General features: G+C 60.4%; 14 protein-coding genes. 8 read left to right on the plus strand and 6 right to left on the minus strand.

All coding sequences use genetic code 11. The features are described from left to right. Window positions 1-160: 160 nt before the first annotated feature. From ABGT66_RS07735 to ABGT66_RS07750, 4 genes are all read left to right on the plus strand, one after another. Entirely contained in the window at window positions 161-2,179 is a 2,019-nt protein-coding gene (locus ABGT66_RS07735; protein WP_346689930.1) for a urocanate hydratase, read from the plus strand. A gap of 154 nt (window positions 2,180-2,333) precedes the next feature. After that, window positions 2,334-3,134: an MBL fold metallo-hydrolase gene (locus tag ABGT66_RS07740; protein WP_346689932.1), complete on the plus strand. Its 801-nt coding sequence runs from the start codon at window positions 2,334-2,336 to the stop codon at window positions 3,132-3,134. Between the two features lie 234 nt (window positions 3,135-3,368). Continuing rightward, entirely contained in the window at window positions 3,369-4,370 is a 1,002-nt protein-coding gene (locus tag ABGT66_RS07745; RefSeq protein ID WP_346689934.1) for an MFS transporter, read from the plus strand. Further along, on the plus strand, window positions 4,367-4,633 hold the full coding sequence (locus ABGT66_RS07750; protein ID WP_346689935.1) for a hypothetical protein: 267 nt from the start codon (window positions 4,367-4,369) through the stop codon (window positions 4,631-4,633). The genes ABGT66_RS07745 and ABGT66_RS07750 overlap by 4 nt, the downstream gene beginning before the upstream one ends. Window positions 4,634-4,722: 89 nt before the next feature. On the opposite strand, the gene rbr is transcribed toward ABGT66_RS07750, so the two are convergent. From rbr to ABGT66_RS07775, 5 genes are all read right to left on the minus strand, one after another. Next, entirely contained in the window at window positions 4,723-5,256 is a 534-nt protein-coding gene (gene rbr, locus ABGT66_RS07755; RefSeq protein WP_294193640.1) for a rubrerythrin, read from the minus strand. Window positions 5,257-5,427: 171 nt separating this feature from the next. After that, window positions 5,428-6,597 (minus strand): ADP-ribosylglycohydrolase family protein, encoded by a 1,170-nt coding sequence (locus ABGT66_RS07760; RefSeq protein WP_303149402.1) that lies wholly within the window; start codon window positions 6,595-6,597, stop codon window positions 5,428-5,430. A 43-nt stretch (window positions 6,598-6,640) separates the two neighbouring features. Beyond that, on the minus strand, window positions 6,641-7,285 hold the full coding sequence (locus ABGT66_RS07765) for a histidine phosphatase family protein (RefSeq protein ID WP_346689937.1): 645 nt from the start codon (window positions 7,283-7,285) through the stop codon (window positions 6,641-6,643). Window positions 7,286-7,289: 4 nt separating this feature from the next. Next, window positions 7,290-8,936, minus strand: coding sequence for a phosphoglycerate dehydrogenase (gene serA, locus ABGT66_RS07770; protein ID WP_346689938.1), 1,647 nt, complete (start codon window positions 8,934-8,936; stop codon window positions 7,290-7,292). 52 nt (window positions 8,937-8,988) lie between these two features. Further along, entirely contained in the window at window positions 8,989-10,080 is a 1,092-nt protein-coding gene (locus tag ABGT66_RS07775; RefSeq protein ID WP_346689940.1) for an alanine--glyoxylate aminotransferase family protein, read from the minus strand. Window positions 10,081-10,452: 372 nt separating this feature from the next. Here ABGT66_RS07775 and mltG point away from each other — a divergent pair, with 372 nt between their 5' ends. From mltG to ABGT66_RS07795, 4 genes are read left to right on the plus strand one after another with little or no spacing between them, the layout of a single operon-like run. Further along, the gene (gene mltG / locus ABGT66_RS07780; RefSeq protein ID WP_346689942.1) at window positions 10,453-11,463 is read left to right on the plus strand and encodes an endolytic transglycosylase MltG; all 1,011 of its coding nucleotides are present in this window, start codon (window positions 10,453-10,455) and stop codon (window positions 11,461-11,463) included. Next, window positions 11,460-11,711 (plus strand): DUF4911 domain-containing protein, encoded by a 252-nt coding sequence (locus ABGT66_RS07785; protein WP_346689944.1) that lies wholly within the window; start codon window positions 11,460-11,462, stop codon window positions 11,709-11,711. The genes mltG and ABGT66_RS07785 overlap by 4 nt, the downstream gene beginning before the upstream one ends. Then, window positions 11,708-13,075, plus strand: coding sequence for a TldD/PmbA family protein (locus ABGT66_RS07790; RefSeq protein ID WP_346689945.1), 1,368 nt, complete (start codon window positions 11,708-11,710; stop codon window positions 13,073-13,075). Before ABGT66_RS07785 ends, ABGT66_RS07790 begins: the two co-directional genes overlap by 4 nt. Continuing rightward, window positions 13,072-15,462 carry a DNA translocase FtsK 4TM domain-containing protein gene (locus ABGT66_RS07795; protein WP_346689946.1) on the plus strand — a complete coding sequence of 797 codons (2,391 nt, stop codon included), beginning with the start codon at window positions 13,072-13,074 and terminating at the stop codon, window positions 15,460-15,462. Before ABGT66_RS07790 ends, ABGT66_RS07795 begins: the two co-directional genes overlap by 4 nt. Window positions 15,463-15,519: 57 nt before the next feature. Here the strand turns inward: ABGT66_RS07795 and rpmB are convergent, their stop codons facing one another. Continuing rightward, window positions 15,520-15,714, minus strand: a complete 195-nt coding sequence (gene rpmB, locus ABGT66_RS07800) for a 50S ribosomal protein L28 (RefSeq protein ID WP_087367852.1) — start codon at window positions 15,712-15,714, stop codon at window positions 15,520-15,522. Between the last annotated feature and the right edge of the window lie 52 nt (window positions 15,715-15,766).

A 15,766-nucleotide genomic window follows, 5' to 3' on the forward strand; every position in this document is an offset into this window, starting at 1 on the left:
AGTCAAGAAGGAAAATATAAAAGCGGCGCGGGGCGTAAAAAGCGCCGGATAGGTCTTTTTACGTTTATTTTATAAAAGCGCGCTATATTATATGCGAAGATTATGATAAAGGCGGCAAGCCTCATATATTTTGATATATCTATGGGAGGAGTAATGAACTATGCATGACGCGGCAGGAAAAGCGCTTGAACTCAGGCTGGAATTTCCGGACGGACTTCCGGAGATGCCGGAATTTGAGCCCGGAATAAGAAGGGCTCCCAACAGGGGACAGGTCCTCAACGACAAGGAAGTCGTCCTCGCGCTCAAGAACGCGCTGCGCTACATCCCCGAGAAGTACCACAAAGAGCTCGCCCCCGAGTTCCTCAAGGAATACCAGGAGCACGGACGCATCTACGGCTACCGCTTCCGTCCGAAAGGGAAGCTCTACGGCAAACCCATCGACGAATATAAGGGCAAGTGCATCGAAGGCAAAGCCCTCCAGGTAATGATCGACAACAACCTCGACTTCGACGTGGCGCTCTATCCTTACGAGCTCGTCACCTACGGAGAGACCGGGCAGGTCTGCCAGAACTGGATGCAGTACCTTCTCATCAAGAAATATCTCGAAATCGTTACGCAGGACCAGACGCTCGTAGTGCAGTCGGGCCATCCGCTCGGACTCTTCCGCTCGCATCCTTCCGCGCCGCGCGTCATCCTCACGAACGGCCTTATGGTCGGACTCTTCGACGACCCGGAGAACTTCCGCCGCGCGACCGCGCTCGGCGTAGCGAACTACGGACAGATGACCGCCGGCGGCTGGATGTACATCGGGCCGCAGGGAATCGTACACGGAACCTACAACACGCTGCTCAACGCGGGCCGCAAGAAGTTCCACCTCGCCGAAGGCAAGGGACTTGCGGGACACCTCTTCATTTCGTCCGGACTTGGCGGAATGAGCGGAGCTCAGCCGAAGGCTGCCGAGATAGCCGGCGCCGCCGCGATCATCGCCGAAGTCGACCCGTCGCGCATCGACACGCGCTACAACCAGGGCTGGGTCAGCAAGAGGACGAAGGACCTCGCCGAGGCTTTCGCGTGGGCCGAGGAAGCAATGGCCGAGGGCAAGCCGCTCTCGATAGCCTACGAAGGCAACATCGTCGACCTTCTCCAGTACGCGCTCGACAACGATAAGAACGTCGAGCTCCTCTCCGACCAGACCTCCTGCCACGCCGTCTACGACGGAGGCTACTGCCCGCAGGGAATCAGCTTCGAAGAGAGAACGCGCCTCCTCGCCGAAGACCACGACGAATTTGTCCGCCTCGTCAACAAGACCCTCAAGAAGCACTTCGAGCTCATCAAGGCCCTCGTCGCGAAGGGAGCATACTTCTTCGACTACGGCAACGCCTTCATGCGCGCGGTATTTGATTCCGGCGTGAAGGAAATCGCCAAGAACGGCGAAAACACCTTCGAAGGCTTCATCTTCCCCTCCTACGTCGAAGACATCATGGGACCGCTCCTCTTCGACTACGGCTACGGACCGTTCCGCTGGTGCTGCCTCTCGCGCAACCCCGAGGACCTCATCAAGACCGACCACGCCGCGATGGAGTGTATCGACGAAAACCGCCGCTTCCAGGACCACGACAACTGGGTCTGGATCCGCGACGCGGAGAAGAACAAGCTCGTCGTCGGTACGCAGTGCCGCATCCTCTATCAGGATGAAGAGGGCCGCATGAAGATAGCCCTCCGCTTCAACGAAATGGTCCGCAACGGCGAAATCGGCCCCGTCATGCTCGGACGCGACCACCACGACGTATCCGGCACCGACTCGCCCTACCGCGAGACCTCGAACATCTACGACGGCAGCAACGTCATGGCCGAAATGGCGATCCACACCTTCGCCGGAAACTGCGCCCGCGGCATGAGCCTCGTCGCGCTCCACAACGGCGGCGGCGTCGGCACCGGCAAATCCATCAACGGCGGATTCGGACTCGTCCTTGACGGAAGCGAGAGAGTCGATAGAATAATCCTCGAGTCCATGAGCTGGGACGTCATCAGCGGAGTCGCGAGACGCGCCTGGGCCCGCAACGAGCACGCCATCGAGACGGTCGAGACCTTCAACGCGAAGCGCAGCGACGGACACATCACGCTCCCGTACATCGCGGACGACGCCTACCTCACCGACCTCGTAGCGAAGAGCAAATAACGTTACAAAAATTATATGACATAATGGAAAGCCGCGGCATCGCAAAGAAGCCGCGGCTTTCTTGCGTCCTGCGCCCGCGGTGCTATCATTGTCCCGTCGAAGGGCGCGCCGCGCCCGAGGCGTGAAATCAACGAAAAGGCGGCAAGATACAGAAATGAAAATAACGATGCTCGGAACCGGCAACGCGACAGTGACCGAATGCTACAACACCTGCTTCGTGCTGAGCGGCGATGGAAAACATATGCTCGTCGACGGCGGGGGCGGAAACACGGTGCTGCGCCGGCTGAAGCAGGCCGGAACAGACTGGAAGGATATACGCGACATATTCGTGACGCACAAGCACATCGACCACCTGCTCGGCATAATCTGGATGGCGCGCATGATATGCCAGAACATGAGCCGCGGCACATACGACGGCGAGGCACGCATCTACGCGCACGACGAGGTCATAGCCCTTATAGACGACATGGCGCGCAAGCTGCTCAGCGCGAAGGAGTCCGCCTTCATAGGAAAGCGGCTGCACCTGATAACGGTAGGCGACGGTGAAGAGCGCGAGATAATAGGCAGGAAATTCGCCTTCTTCGACATACTTTCGACGAAGGCGAAGCAGTACGGCTTCTGCATGGACTTGGGCGGCGGCGAAAAGCTCACCTGCTGCGGCGATGAGCCGTACAACGAATGCGAACGCCGGTACGCCGAGGGAAGCAAGTGGCTGCTGCACGAAGCCTTCTGCCTCCATTCGCAGGCCGGAACGTTCAAGCCCTACGAAAAACACCACTCGACGGTAAAGGACGCCTGCGAGCTCGCGGAGCGGCTCGGCGTGAAAAACCTCCTGCTTTACCACACCGAGGATAAAAACATCAAAAACCGCAAAGAGCTCTACACGGCCGAGGGGCGGCGGTATTATCACGGAAATCTTTACATCCCCGACGACATGGAGACAATCGAGCTATAACGCGCGACGAAAAATACGGGCGAGGCCGTGTAATATAATGTTATCAATATTATGAGACATTATATATATTTCAGCAGCTCACTGCGAAATCTGCAAATTTGCGGCGGGGCCGTGGGGACATACTCACGCCCAAACTTTTAGCGCACACTCTTCGCGCTTCGGAGAATGCTATAATTTCACGCGGGCGCGCCGGACACACGCGCCCGCATCATTTTTTGACAGGAACGCGATTTTATGAAAAACGACATAGAAGCAAACGAAGGCAGACTTTTCTCGCCGCTTTTTCTGCGGGCTGCTTATCCCGTTCGGGTTTTCTTTCTTTATAAGTACCTCATCGGGAGTATAACGTCGATAACGGCGCCTTATATTACGGCGGACTTCGGCCTCTCTCCGGCTCAGCTCGGGGGATTCATCTCGGTGAACCTCGCGGCCTTCGGCCTCGCGCAGTTCCCGCTCGGCGTCATGCTCGACAGGTACGGCGGTAGAAACACGCTAGTCGCCATGCTTTTGCTGGCCTGCGCCGGAACGCTGCTCTTCGCCGCTGCGGAGAGCTACGCGGCGCTGCTCGCGGCGCGCGCGCTCATCGGAGCCGGCTTCGCGGGCGCGCTGCTCTCGTCCTTCAAATCGTTCACCCACTGGCTGCCGAAGAGGCGGCTGCCGCTCGCCTTCAGCATCCAGAGCTTCGTCGGCGGCGTCGGCTTTATGGCGGCGACGCATCCCGTGACGCTGGCGCTCGAATATTTTACGTGGCGGCAGATAATGTTCGCAAGCGGAGGAGCGGTGGCGCTCTCTATAGCTATGCTGCTGTTCTGCGCGCCGCGCGAGGATTGCGGAACTGAGGGACGCGTAGAGACGCTGCTGAGCTCCGCCTGCGGGATGCTGCGCTTCGCGTGGGACAAAAGGCTCTGGTACGTCGCGCCCGTCGTCACGGCGACCGAGGCCGTATTGTATTCCTTCGCCTATCTGTGGATAGGGCCGTGGATGCGCGACGCTGCGGCGCTCGGCGAGCGCAGCGCGGGGCTCATGATGCTGCTCAGCTCCGCGGGAATAGCGGCGGGCTATCTGCTCAACGGCGTGACCGCGGATTTCTGCTCGCGCTGGAAATGGATGACGTGGGAAAGGCTCTACGCCTGCACCGGCGTGCTGTTCTCCGCGCTCATGGGGGGGCTCGCGCTTTTCGGCGGAAGGGCCGCGCCGCTTTGGTGTCCCGTTATGTTCCTTTCCACGATGCGATGATCTCGTTTCCGATAATAGGACGCCTCTTCGCCGTGGAGGAGACAGGGCGCGTCTTCTCTCTGCTCAATTTTATAATCTTCGCGGCGTCGTTCCTGATGCAGTGGCTCGTCGGCGTCATACTGAATTTCTATCCCGTCGCGGGCGGCCATTTTTCGCCGGACGGATACAGGGCAGCGCTCCTCGCCGTCTTCGCGGTGAACGCCGCCGCGGCGCTGCACCTCTGCGTATATCTTCCCAAAATAGAAAAGCTGAGGAAATTTTAGAAAGCGCGGAGATTTATATACGAAAGACGCCGCTTCCGCGAGGGAGGCGGCGTCTGCGTTTTCAGCTGAAATAACGTGAAACCGGCGGTTTACCAGTTCTTCGCCTGGATCTCGAAGTAGGCCTGCGGGTGCTGGCAGACGGGGCACTTCTCGGGGGCCTTGTCGAGTTCGAAGACCGCGCCGCAGTTACGGCACTTCCAGAAGAGCTTGCCGCCCTTCGCGAATACTGTGCCGTCCTCGACGTTCTTCGCGAGCTCGCGATAGCGCTTCTCGTGCTCGGCCTCTACCTTCGCGATGCCCTCGAACATAACGGCGAGGTCGTTGAAGCCCTCTTCGCGGGCCTCCTTCGCCATGCGCGGATACATCTCCGTCCACTCCTCATGCTCGCCGGCTGCGGCCGCGAGGAGGTTGGCGAGCGTGTCGCCTATGCCGGAAAGGGCCTTGAAGTGAAGCTTCGCATGCTCCTTCTCGTTGTCGGCGGTCTCCTGGAAGATAGCCGCGATCTGCTCATATCCGGCCTTCTTCGCAGCCGACGCGAAATAGGTGTACTTGTTGCGGGCCATAGACTCGCCGGCAAAAGCTTCCCACAGGTTCTTCTCAGTCTTGCTTCCCTTTAATTCCATCGCAAATTCCTCCTAAGAGTTAGAGTTGCCACACTAGCTTATATTGTATAACTATCGGAAAAATAATCAAGAAAGAATATTCCGCGCGCGAATGTAAAAACGGGAGGGCGCCGACGTTGCTGGCCGCTCCCGTTTTTTGCCGCTGTTAATAATTTTGCAGAGATTGCTTCCTCAGCTCCACTCGTCTCCCGCGGAGAAGAGCGGGTGCTCTTCTATCTCGAAGCGGCGGCGCGGCGGGCGGAGGCCGTAGTCGTAGACGTTGATATCTCCCTCGGAATAGTTTTCAAAGTAGAGGTCGAAGCCGTTGCGGTTCAGCGCGATGAACGCATCCTCGAAGGTTTTGAAGGAGAGGTAGTCGAAGATGACGGACGTGCCGGTGCAGAAGCAGACGACGGGACCGGATTTTTTGCCGGAGCCGGCGGCGAAGGCCCAGACCTCTTCGTCTGTCTCGGGAGAGCGCACCCACCAGCGGCAGTCCGACGGGTCGAGCCTGAGCAGATTGTGCGGCGCGCCGTTTTTGCACGGCTCTCCGGAGCTGCCCTCGACGGCGCAGGCGAAGAAGTTGTAGCGCGAGCCGAGGTATTTTTTGTTGAATTCCTCGGCGACCTTGATCGCCTCCTGCGGCAGCAGGACGTTGAGCAGAGAGACCCATTTTTCTGATATCGGGCCGTAGAAGGCTTCCGCCACTGCGCCCGCGATGCAGGCCTGAGTGTCGGAGTCTCCGCCGAGAGAGACGGCGTTGCGCAGCGCGTCCTCGAAGGAGTCGGAGTCGAGGAACGCTATGAGCGCCTCGGGCACGCTGCCCGGGCATGTGGCGTCGAATTTGTAGCCGCGTCTTATCTTGCCGACGGTGCGGCTCAGGTCGTAGCCGAATTCCTTTTCGACGTATTCTTTTATCTCGTCCTTGGACTTTCCCGTGCGCGCGAGGAATATCGCCGCGGCGACGGCCGACGCGCCCTTTATGCCCTCTGGGTGGTTGTGGCTCGGTTCGGCGCTTTTCTTAGCCTCGGCGAGGACTTCGTCGAGCGTGTCGAAGGCCCACGCGACGGGGGAGACGCGCATCGCGGAGCCGTTGCCGAAGCTTTCGCCTTGTTCCTTCTCGTCGGAGAGGCACCATCTGAAGAATTTGTCGCCGTATCCGGCGTTCGGGTAGCAGCGCCCCCAGTATTTGAATACCTCCATGTAGCCGTAGCCGTGCAGTATCGCGTCCGCCGTCGCAAGCGTCAGGACGGAGTCGTCCGTGAAGCGGCTTTTTTCGGAGATGAAGTCGAACTCTTTGCTTTTATGCGGGGCGCGCTCAAAGACCGAGCCCACTATATCGCCTACGAGAGCTCCAAGCATTTCGTATCACTCGCCTATTGCCGTAGATTTTTCAACAATTATACTACAAGCCCTTTTGCTCGGGGCTTTCGAAGTTTCCGCCTAGATGCGCGGCGTCGCCCATGAGGCTCATTCTCGGCGCGCAGCCTTCCTTCATCTCGACTATCGTGATGCTGCAGTTCGGCACCTGGAATCTGAAAAAGCTCGAAAGCGGGGCGTCGAGCCAGTAGCAGAGCAGGACCTTGATGACCGCGTCGTGCGAGGCGAGGAGCACGTCGCCCTTGTATTTTTTCGCCGCCGCTTCAACCGCGGGAACCGCCCTGCGCGCTATGTCCTCGAGGCTCTCGCCGCCTTCGCCGGGCATCTTCACAGTCTCGGGCGCGGTGTGCCAGCGGCGGAGAAGCTCGGGCCATTCTTCCGCAACTTCGGTCGAGAGGCGGCCCTCCCAGTCTCCGTGGTTGATTTCCGTGAAGGCCGGAATTTCCGTAAATTCTCCGAACTCGCACTTCGAGGCGGCGAGCTCGGCGGTCTTTTTCGCGCGGTCGAGCGGGCTTGTGAGCACCGCTTCGAAGCTGTGTCCGGCGAGCCGCTCTCCGAGCGTAGCGGCCTGCGCGAGCCCCTTTTCGTTCAGCGCTGTGTCCTTCTGCCCCTGGAAGCGTCCCTCGACGTTCCACGCCGTCTCGCCGTGGCGTATTACGAAAAATCTCATGCTTTTATCCCGCCTTCGTGAAGTCTACAGTCGCGACCCAGACCATGTCGCCGCTCTTGATGAGCTCGCCGTTGAGGCTGTCGTCCGTCTCTCCGTCGATTTCGAGCGCGCCGAGCGCGAGGCCGCTGCCTTCCTTGCGTCCGAGCGCGAAGTTCGCGATGTTGACGCCCGCTTCGCCGAGGATGCTTCCTATCTTGCCTATGACGCCGGGGCGGTCGTGGTTCTGGAAGATGAGCAGCTTGCCGGTCGGCACGAAGTCGACCCAGTAGTCGTTGACGCGGACTATTCTCTGGCGGCCCTCTTCCGTTATCGTCGCAAGCAGCGAGACGGAGCCCTTTGCGGTCTCGAGCTCGACCTCTATCGTGTTCTTGTAGGTACGCGGCTCTCCATAGCTCTCGTCGATGGAGATGTCCCTGTCCTTCGCGAGCAGCGGCGCTAGCATGTAGCTGACCGGCGTGCCGATGCTGATCTCGAGCATGCCTTTGAGCACCGCGATGGTGTAGGGGCGCAGCTTGTTCGCAAGGCGCTTTTCCTCGTCGTCGAAGAGCGGGCCGCGCAGCGTGACGTGGCATTTGTGCGGAGCGGAGCCGCGCACCTGCGCGAGCTTCGCCGCGAGCAGGCCTATCTTGCGCGAGAGACTGAGGTACATGCGCTGGTCGTTGTTGAGCGCCTGTTCGAGGAAGGGCAGGTTCACCGCGTGGTTGTAGGGCTCGCCGCGCAGCACGCTGAGCATGTTCTGCGCCGCTATGCGCGAGACCTCGGACTGCGCCTCGACGGTGTTCGCGCCGATGTGCGGCGTTATTACTATCCTGTCCGCTATGTCCTCGGCGAGGAACGGGTGCCCCGGCGTGAGAGGCTCCGCGCTGTAAACATCGGTCGCGAAGCCGCCGAGCCGCCCGTCGCGCACCGCCTGCGCGACTGCCGCCTCGTCGACGATGCCGCCGCGCGCGCAGTTCACGAGGTACGCTCCGTGCTTGAAGACGCGCAGCATGCTTTCGTCTATCATGTTCGCCGTTTCTTCGGTGAGCGGCGTGTGTATCGTCACCATGTCGGCGAGAGATACGGCCCCTTCGAGGTCGCTCATGAGCTCGACGTGTAGCGAATCGGCCTTCGTGTGCGGGATGTAGGGGTCGTAGGCGACGACCTCCATGCCGAATGCGCGCGCGCGCTTCGCGACTTCGCTGCCTATCCTGCCGAGGCCGATGACGAGCAGCTTTTTGCCGCTGAGCTGGCGGCCCGTGAATTTGTTCCTGTTCCATTTTCCGGCGTGGAGCGAGGCGCAGGCCTGAGGAACCATGCGAACGACGGCTAGCATGTTCGCCATCGTCAGCTCCGTCGCCGCGAGCGTGTTTCCGCTCGGCGCGTTGATGACTATTATCCCGCGGCGGCTCGCGGCGGGCAGGTCGATGTTGTCGACGCCGACTCCCGCGCGGCCTATGACCTTGAGCCTGTCTCCGGCCTCGATTTTTTTCTCGTCCATCGTCGTGCCGCTGCGCGTCAGTATCGCGTCGACGCCGGCGAGCTGTTCTATTATCTGCTCGTCCGTAAGGCCGAGGGCGACTTCAAGCTCCACCTCGGGCGCGTTTCTGAATATGTCGAGGCCGGCCTCTCCGACCTTCTCCGTTACAAGGACTTTCCATTTATTATCCATCTTGTTTCAGCCGTCCAATCCTTCGTTGATTTCGCCTGTGTTCGCCGCGGCGTTATTCCGCAGTCTCTTTCAGCGCTTCGCCGAAAGCGCCGAGTATTTCCGCAAGCTCAGCCTCGCCCCAGTCGCTGTAGTGCGCGGAGCGTATTATCTTACCCTTGAGCGCGCCCTGTCCGCCCGCCGTCGTCAGCCCCATGCGCGAAAGTATTTTGCGCACGGCTTCGCTCTTGCCGTCAGGCGCGAAAAAGGCCGTGACGCCGGCGGAACGAATCGCCGGGTCTTTTACGAGAAGCTCGAAGCCCATAGCCTCGAGGCCTGATGCGAAGCCGTCCGCCCAGCGGCGGCGCTTCGCGAACCATTCGCGCGCGCCGTCCTTCAATATGACGCCGAGCGCCGCGTCGAGCGCGTAGTAGAGCGACACCGGCGGCGTGTAGGGGTTTTCGTAGGAATCTTTTTTCATATATTTTAGATGAAGCTTGAGGTCGAAGTAGTAGCTCGGGCAATCGCGCTTTTCGAGCGCGGCGAGCGCGCGCTTCGAGAGCCAGACGAAGCCGAGGCCTGGCGGCGTCATAAGGCCCTTCTGCGATGCGGTGCAGAGCACATCGATTCCCCATTCCTCGGGGAAGCATTCCATCGCGCCGACGGAGCTGACGCCGTCGACTAAAATCAGCGGGCGGTTCTCCTCCGGCAGAGCCGAGATGATTTCGCGCACCGGGACCGTCACGCCGGTCGAGGTCTCGTTGTGCGTGACGAGCAGCGCCTTGGCGTCGGGGTGCGCGCGCAGCAGCGCCGCCGCGTCCTCTGGCGTAGGGGCGCGCCCTTCCTCGTAATCGCCGAAGACTCCCTGCGCGCCGGTGCGCAGCGCTATCTCGCGGAATCTTTTGCCGAATGCGCCGCAGGAGAGCGAGATGAATTTATCTCCCGCGCCGAGAAAGTTGACCGCGGCGCACTCGAGCGCCCCCGTCCCCGAAGAAGGGAGTATGACGACGGGCTGGGAGCTTTCGAGCAGCTCTCCGAGCTTCTCCGATATTCCCATGAAGAGCGACGAAAAAGCGGCGCACCTGTGGCTCTCCATCTGCGCGCCCTGCGCGGCGAGGACCGGCGGCGGAACCTCGACGGGCCCGGGAGTCAATAGATATTTTCTCAAGATAAAACCTCCCTCATAAAATAAAAAAGAGACCGAAAGAATCCTCCGGTCTCAAAACGTTTCTGCTTCATGCGCCGGTGTACGGCGCGTCAATGCTGTTCGCTTTGAGACGGGCGCGCGGAACAAATACCGCTCCACGAGGAGAGGCGCGACGAACTGCATGACGACGAAGAATATGCGAAGTATGACACCGGCGGCCCTCCCGTACTCAAAGACTTAACTAGCTAACTTTTATACGCCAAAGCTCCGTCAATGTCAATACAGGGAAGCACAATCAAAGTTTACAAAGCGTTCGCCGCGCTTTAGCTTACAGACTGTCAATTATCATATATAATAAGTAACGCTTTGAACGGCGCGCGGGAGGGCTGTGCATTGAAGGACAGGATTACGGATATCATCGTTTACATAATCGCGGCTTCGGCGTATTGCTTCGTCTGCCTCTATCTGCCGTATGCATATCCGGAGCTGCCGGACGGATATTTCCGAAGCTTCGAGGTCGTCATACCGTCGGGAGCCTCGGCGGGCGCAGCGGCGCGCCTGCTCGAAGAGGCGGGCGTCGTGGACGACGCGGGCGCGCTCGTGCGCGAGATGGCCCGCTCCGGGCTCGACAGGAAGATAAAGCCCGGGCTTTATACGCTGCGCCGCTCTACGCCGCGCGGAGCCGTGAAGCAGCTCGAAAAGGCGAAGCCCGTCGTCGAGCGTGCGGCGCTGATCCCAGGCTCGCGCTTCGACAGGCTCGCGGCGCTCTTCGCGGAGGAGGGCGTGACCGCGGCGGATTTCTATTCCGCTATGGCGAAGGCCGAAAATTTTTACGAGCCGGTGCGCAAATGGCTGCCGGAGGACGTGCGCGCGCGGATGGTGTTCCTTCTGCCCGAGACATATTTTGTAGCGCCCGGCCCCGCCGTCGCTGACGGCTTTATCGCGTCGGCCTCGCGCCTCTGGTTTGAGAGAGTCGGTAAAGACATCCCCGAAGACACGCCAGCGAACGACGTGCTCATGCGCGGCGTGCTCGCCTCCGTGGTCGAGGGCGAGGCCCGCGTCGCGGAGGAGCGCCCGATACTCGCCGGGATATTCCTCAAAAGGATAGAAAAAAAGATGCGCCTACAGTCCTGCGCGACGGTCATATACTGCTGGGCCGAGCGCGGCGAAAAGAAGACGGCACTCACGTACAAAGATCTTGAAATCGACTCGCCGTACAACACATACCGGAACGACGGCCTGCCGCCGGGACCGATATGCGTGCCCTCCGAAAGCTCATGGAAGAGCGCGCTCGCGCCGCAGGAGACGGAATATCTCTTCTTCTTCGCGGACGGCAGGGGAAGGCACATATTCAGCAGGACCTATGGCGAGCACATTGCGAAGCAGCGGGGGATGACGCGATGAAGCCCGAGATAAAAGCGCTGAAGTTTACCGTCCCGCACGAGGACATATATTATATAAGCTGGATAATCGACGCGGCAGAGGGCATCGGCTTCCTCCAGACCGACGATGCGAAGGCGGGGAAGATAACCGTCTTCACGCCTGTCGGGCAGGAGCAATACCTGCTGAGCCTTATGGAGTCGCTGAGGGCGGAGGGCATTCCGATAACTGAAAACACTGAGGACGAAGAGACGGGAGAACTGAAAGAATGAATTGCAGCCTTGATTTTTTCCATGAAAACATAGCGAAGGCGATGAAGAACGGCGCGCAGTACGCCGACGTCTACATACAGAGCGGCGAGGGGCACTCCGTCCACTTCGAGGACGGGAAAATCGACGAGATTTCTTCGTCGACCGCGGACGGCTCCGGCAGCCGCATCATCGTGAACGGCAAGACCTTCTACTCGCACGCGCCCGGCGGCGGAGCGGCGGCTATAGCCTCGGCCTTCGCGCGCTGCGCCGAGATGGCAGGCGTCGGAGCGCCGTCGGGCGCGGCACCTGACGGCTTCGCAGTCGAGCAGGCCGAAAATCCGGCGAAGCAGCCCGACGCGTCGTTCCTGCGCGAAATTGACGAAACGATAAAAAAGGAATCTCCCTATATCCGCCAGTCGTCCTACCGTTACACGGTGTCGCGGCGCAGGATACTCGTCGTCAAGCCCGGCGGCGAAATCGCGGAGGACGAAAGATACTACACGTCGTTCGCGGCGCAGGTGATAGCGGAGCGCGACGGCGTCGTGCAGACAGGCTCCGAGCGCCGCTGCATGACGCTGCCGCAGGAGCTTTTCTGGAGCGGCGCGTCGCCGCTCGAGCTCGCGCGCACGGCGCTGCGCCGCGCTCTGCTGATGCTCGAGGCCCGTCCCTGTCCCGCCGGGAAAATGCGCGTGCTCATGGCGGGCGAGGCCGGCGGCACGATAGTCCACGAGGCCTGCGGACACGGCCTTGAGGCCGACATAGTCGAGAAGGATTACTCGACCTACCGCGGCAAAATAGGAGAGAAAGTCGCCCACGAGACGGTCACAATGATAGACGGCCCGCTTACGGAAGGGCTCTACGGCAACTACCGCTTCGACGACGAGGGCACGCCCGCGCAGCGCACGGTGCTGATAGAGAACGGCGTGCTCAAAAATTACCTCACGGACGTGCTCTCTTCGCAGCTCTACGGCCTACCGCTCACCGGCAACGGGCGGCGCGAGTCCTACCGCTGCGTCCCAGTCCCGCGCATGAGCAACACATACCTGCTGCCTGGGCGCGACGACCTCGACACCATGCTCGCGCGCACGGAGCGCGGCCTTTTCGTAAAGAAGATGGGCGGCGGGGAAGTGGACCCAACCTCGGGAGATTTCGTCTTCTACGTCAGCGAGGCATATCTCATCGAAAAAGGAAGGCTCGGCGCTCCGGTGCGCGGCGCGATACTGACGGGCAACGGCCCGGAGGCGCTGCGCAACATCTCCGCGCTCGGGAACAACCTGGTCATGGACCCCGGAATGTGCGGGAAATCGGGGCAGAGCGTCCCCGTCACTGACGGACAGCCCTCGATGCTCATAGAAGGTCTCACGGTCGGAGGCAGCGAAGCATGAGAGAACAGGAAGCGGCCCCATCGCGCCGCAGAAGAAAGAGCACGCCCAAGGAAAAGGCGAAGGCGAGAAAATTCGACATAAAGGAGATTTTCGGAGAGCTGCGCACGGCCTTCAAAATATTCAACATCGTCGCCGCGCTCGTCACGCTCTACGTAATAGCCTCGCTCTACACGCCGTGGACCGGAGACGCCGGCGCGGCGACGGCCGGCTGGCTGCTCTCAAACATCGGCGGCGCCGTGATAATCCCGCTGCTCTTCCTGCTTTACACGGAGGTCAAGCTGATACTCGCGTCGCCGATGAACGGCTGGCTGCGCCATCTCTGCGGAATGTTCTTCATATTCATCTTCCTCTCCATGACGCTCGGCCTCAACAGGCTGACGGGAGGGGAGCGCGAGCTTGCGCTGCCGTTCCTCGCGGCGGGGAAGTTCGGCTACGGAATGAGCTCCGCGATATACAAATCCACGGGGATACTCGGCACCGTCCTCGCGGGACTTCTAACGATATATCTGACGCTTATGGCCTTCAACATTCATCTGTTGTCTTTCATAAAACTGCCCAGCATTTCGCTTCCGAGCTTCAGCCTGCCTAAATTCGGCCGCCGCGCAAAAGAGGGCGGCGAACCGGCGGAATATGAGGAAGAGGCGGACGTCGAGTACGACGAGGTATACGACGGCGAATCAGATGAAAACGACGCGCCGAACATCTCCGAGTTCGACGGCGACAAGGATTATTTCGACTACGACGAAGAGAGGCCGGAGCGCGATAAATACGACGCGCCGCCCGTCCTGCGGCGCGGACGCGCGGCAAGCGCCGCCGCCGAAGCGGAGGAGGACGAGGAGGGAATAGACTACAACGACCCCGAATCTCTGAAAAAGGCCGGAGAGCCGGCTCTGCATCCTACGATACAGGACCCGAACTTCAATTTTGAAGAGGGCGGCTCGCGCCGCGTGAAGCAGGGAATTTTCCCGCCGCCGATTGAAATTTTCGGACCGAGCGAATCGCGCGACGGCGAGATGGACGAGGAGAAGGCCGCGCCGCTCGGCGAGAAAATCGTGCGCGCGCTTGAACAGTTCGGGATTGAGTCGCATCTTGCGGAAATCCTCGTCGGGCCGACGGTCATACAGTTCCGCATACAGCTTGCGCCCGGCATCAAGGTCAGCAAGGTCGCCGCGCTCGCCAACGACATCGCGCTCGCGATGGCCGTGCCGAGCCTGCGCATAGAAGCGCCGATTCCCGGCAAGCCCTACGTCGGCATAGAGATTCCGAACCCGAAGCGCCGCGGCATACCGCTGCGCACCGTCATCGAGGACGACGGCTTCCAGCACACGAAGCTCGCGCTTCCGCTGCCCTTCGGCGTCGCCGTCAACGGCGACTCGATAATAGTCGGCCTCGAGGAGCTTCCGCATCTGCTCGTCGCGGGGACTACCGGCTCGGGAAAGAGCGTCTTCGTCAACTCCTGCATAGTCGGCCTCTGCTCGAAGCGCACGCCAGAGGAGCTGCGCATGATACTTGTCGACCCGAAGCGCGTCGAGATGGCGGTCTACGACAAGCTGCCTCATCTGCTGACGCCGCCCGTCACCGACCCGAAGAAGGCGGTGCAGGCGCTAGCGTGGCTCATACGCGAGATGGAGAACCGCTATACGACCTTCGCGAAAATCCGCGTGCGCAACCTCGAAGGCTACAACGAAAAAGTCCTGCCGAAGGACCGCCTGCCGCATATCGTCATAGTCGTCGACGAGCTCGCCGACCTTATGATGACGGCCGCGAAAGAGGTCGAGGAATACATCTGCCGCCTCGCGCAGATGGCGCGCGCGACAGGCATACACCTGATGCTCGCGACGCAGCGTCCGTCGGTCAACATAATTACGGGGCTTATCAAGGCGAACATTCCCGCGCGCGTCGCCTTCACGCTTCCGAGCAACGCCGACTCGCGCACGATAATCGACTGCGCGGGCGCGGAAAAGCTGCTCGGCAAGGGCGACATGCTCTTCCTTTCGACGAAGCATCCGAAGCCTATACGCATCCAGTCTCCGTGGATTGACGAAAAAATCCTCGCGGGCTGGCTCGCCTACATCACGAACACCTTCGGAGAGCCGGAGTTCATCGAGATAGAGGCGCAGGGAGAAAAGGGCGGAAGCGGCGGCTCCGGCGGAACCTTCGACGACGACCTGCTCGAGGAGGCGGTCGAAACTGTGCTCGCCACGGGCATAGCCTCGGCTAGCGGCCTCCAGCGGCGGCTGCGCGTAGGATTCTCGCGCGCGTCGAGGCTTATAGACATGATGGAACAGCTCGGGATCGTCGGCCCCGCCGACGGCTCGCGCCCGCGCGACCTGCTCGTCGACGAAGAGGGCGCGCAGGAGCTGCTCGACGAAGCGAGAGGGAAGTAGTCTATGGAATTGAAATGCGGAATGACGGAAGTAAAAGGGAATAAAAAAAGAGCCGTGTTACACGGCTCTCTGTACTTTACCGGAACGGAGGCACTTGGTGCAGATATGGAGCTTGCGGGTCTCCCCTCCGCCTACGTCGACTCTGACGCTCTGAATGTTGATGAGCCAGCGGCGTCTTGTATGGCGGTTCGAATGGCTCACCGCGTTTCCCGTAACGGGCCCGCGGCCGCAGCAGTCACAGAATTTTGACATTTGTTTCCCCCCTTGTTTCCTTGAAACAATCAACCAGCACATTGTATCATAG

Origin of the sequence: uncultured Cloacibacillus sp., assembly GCF_963926575.1 — a bacterium.
In the GTDB taxonomy this organism is placed as follows: domain Bacteria; phylum Synergistota; class Synergistia; order Synergistales; family Synergistaceae; genus Caccocola; species Caccocola faecigallinarum.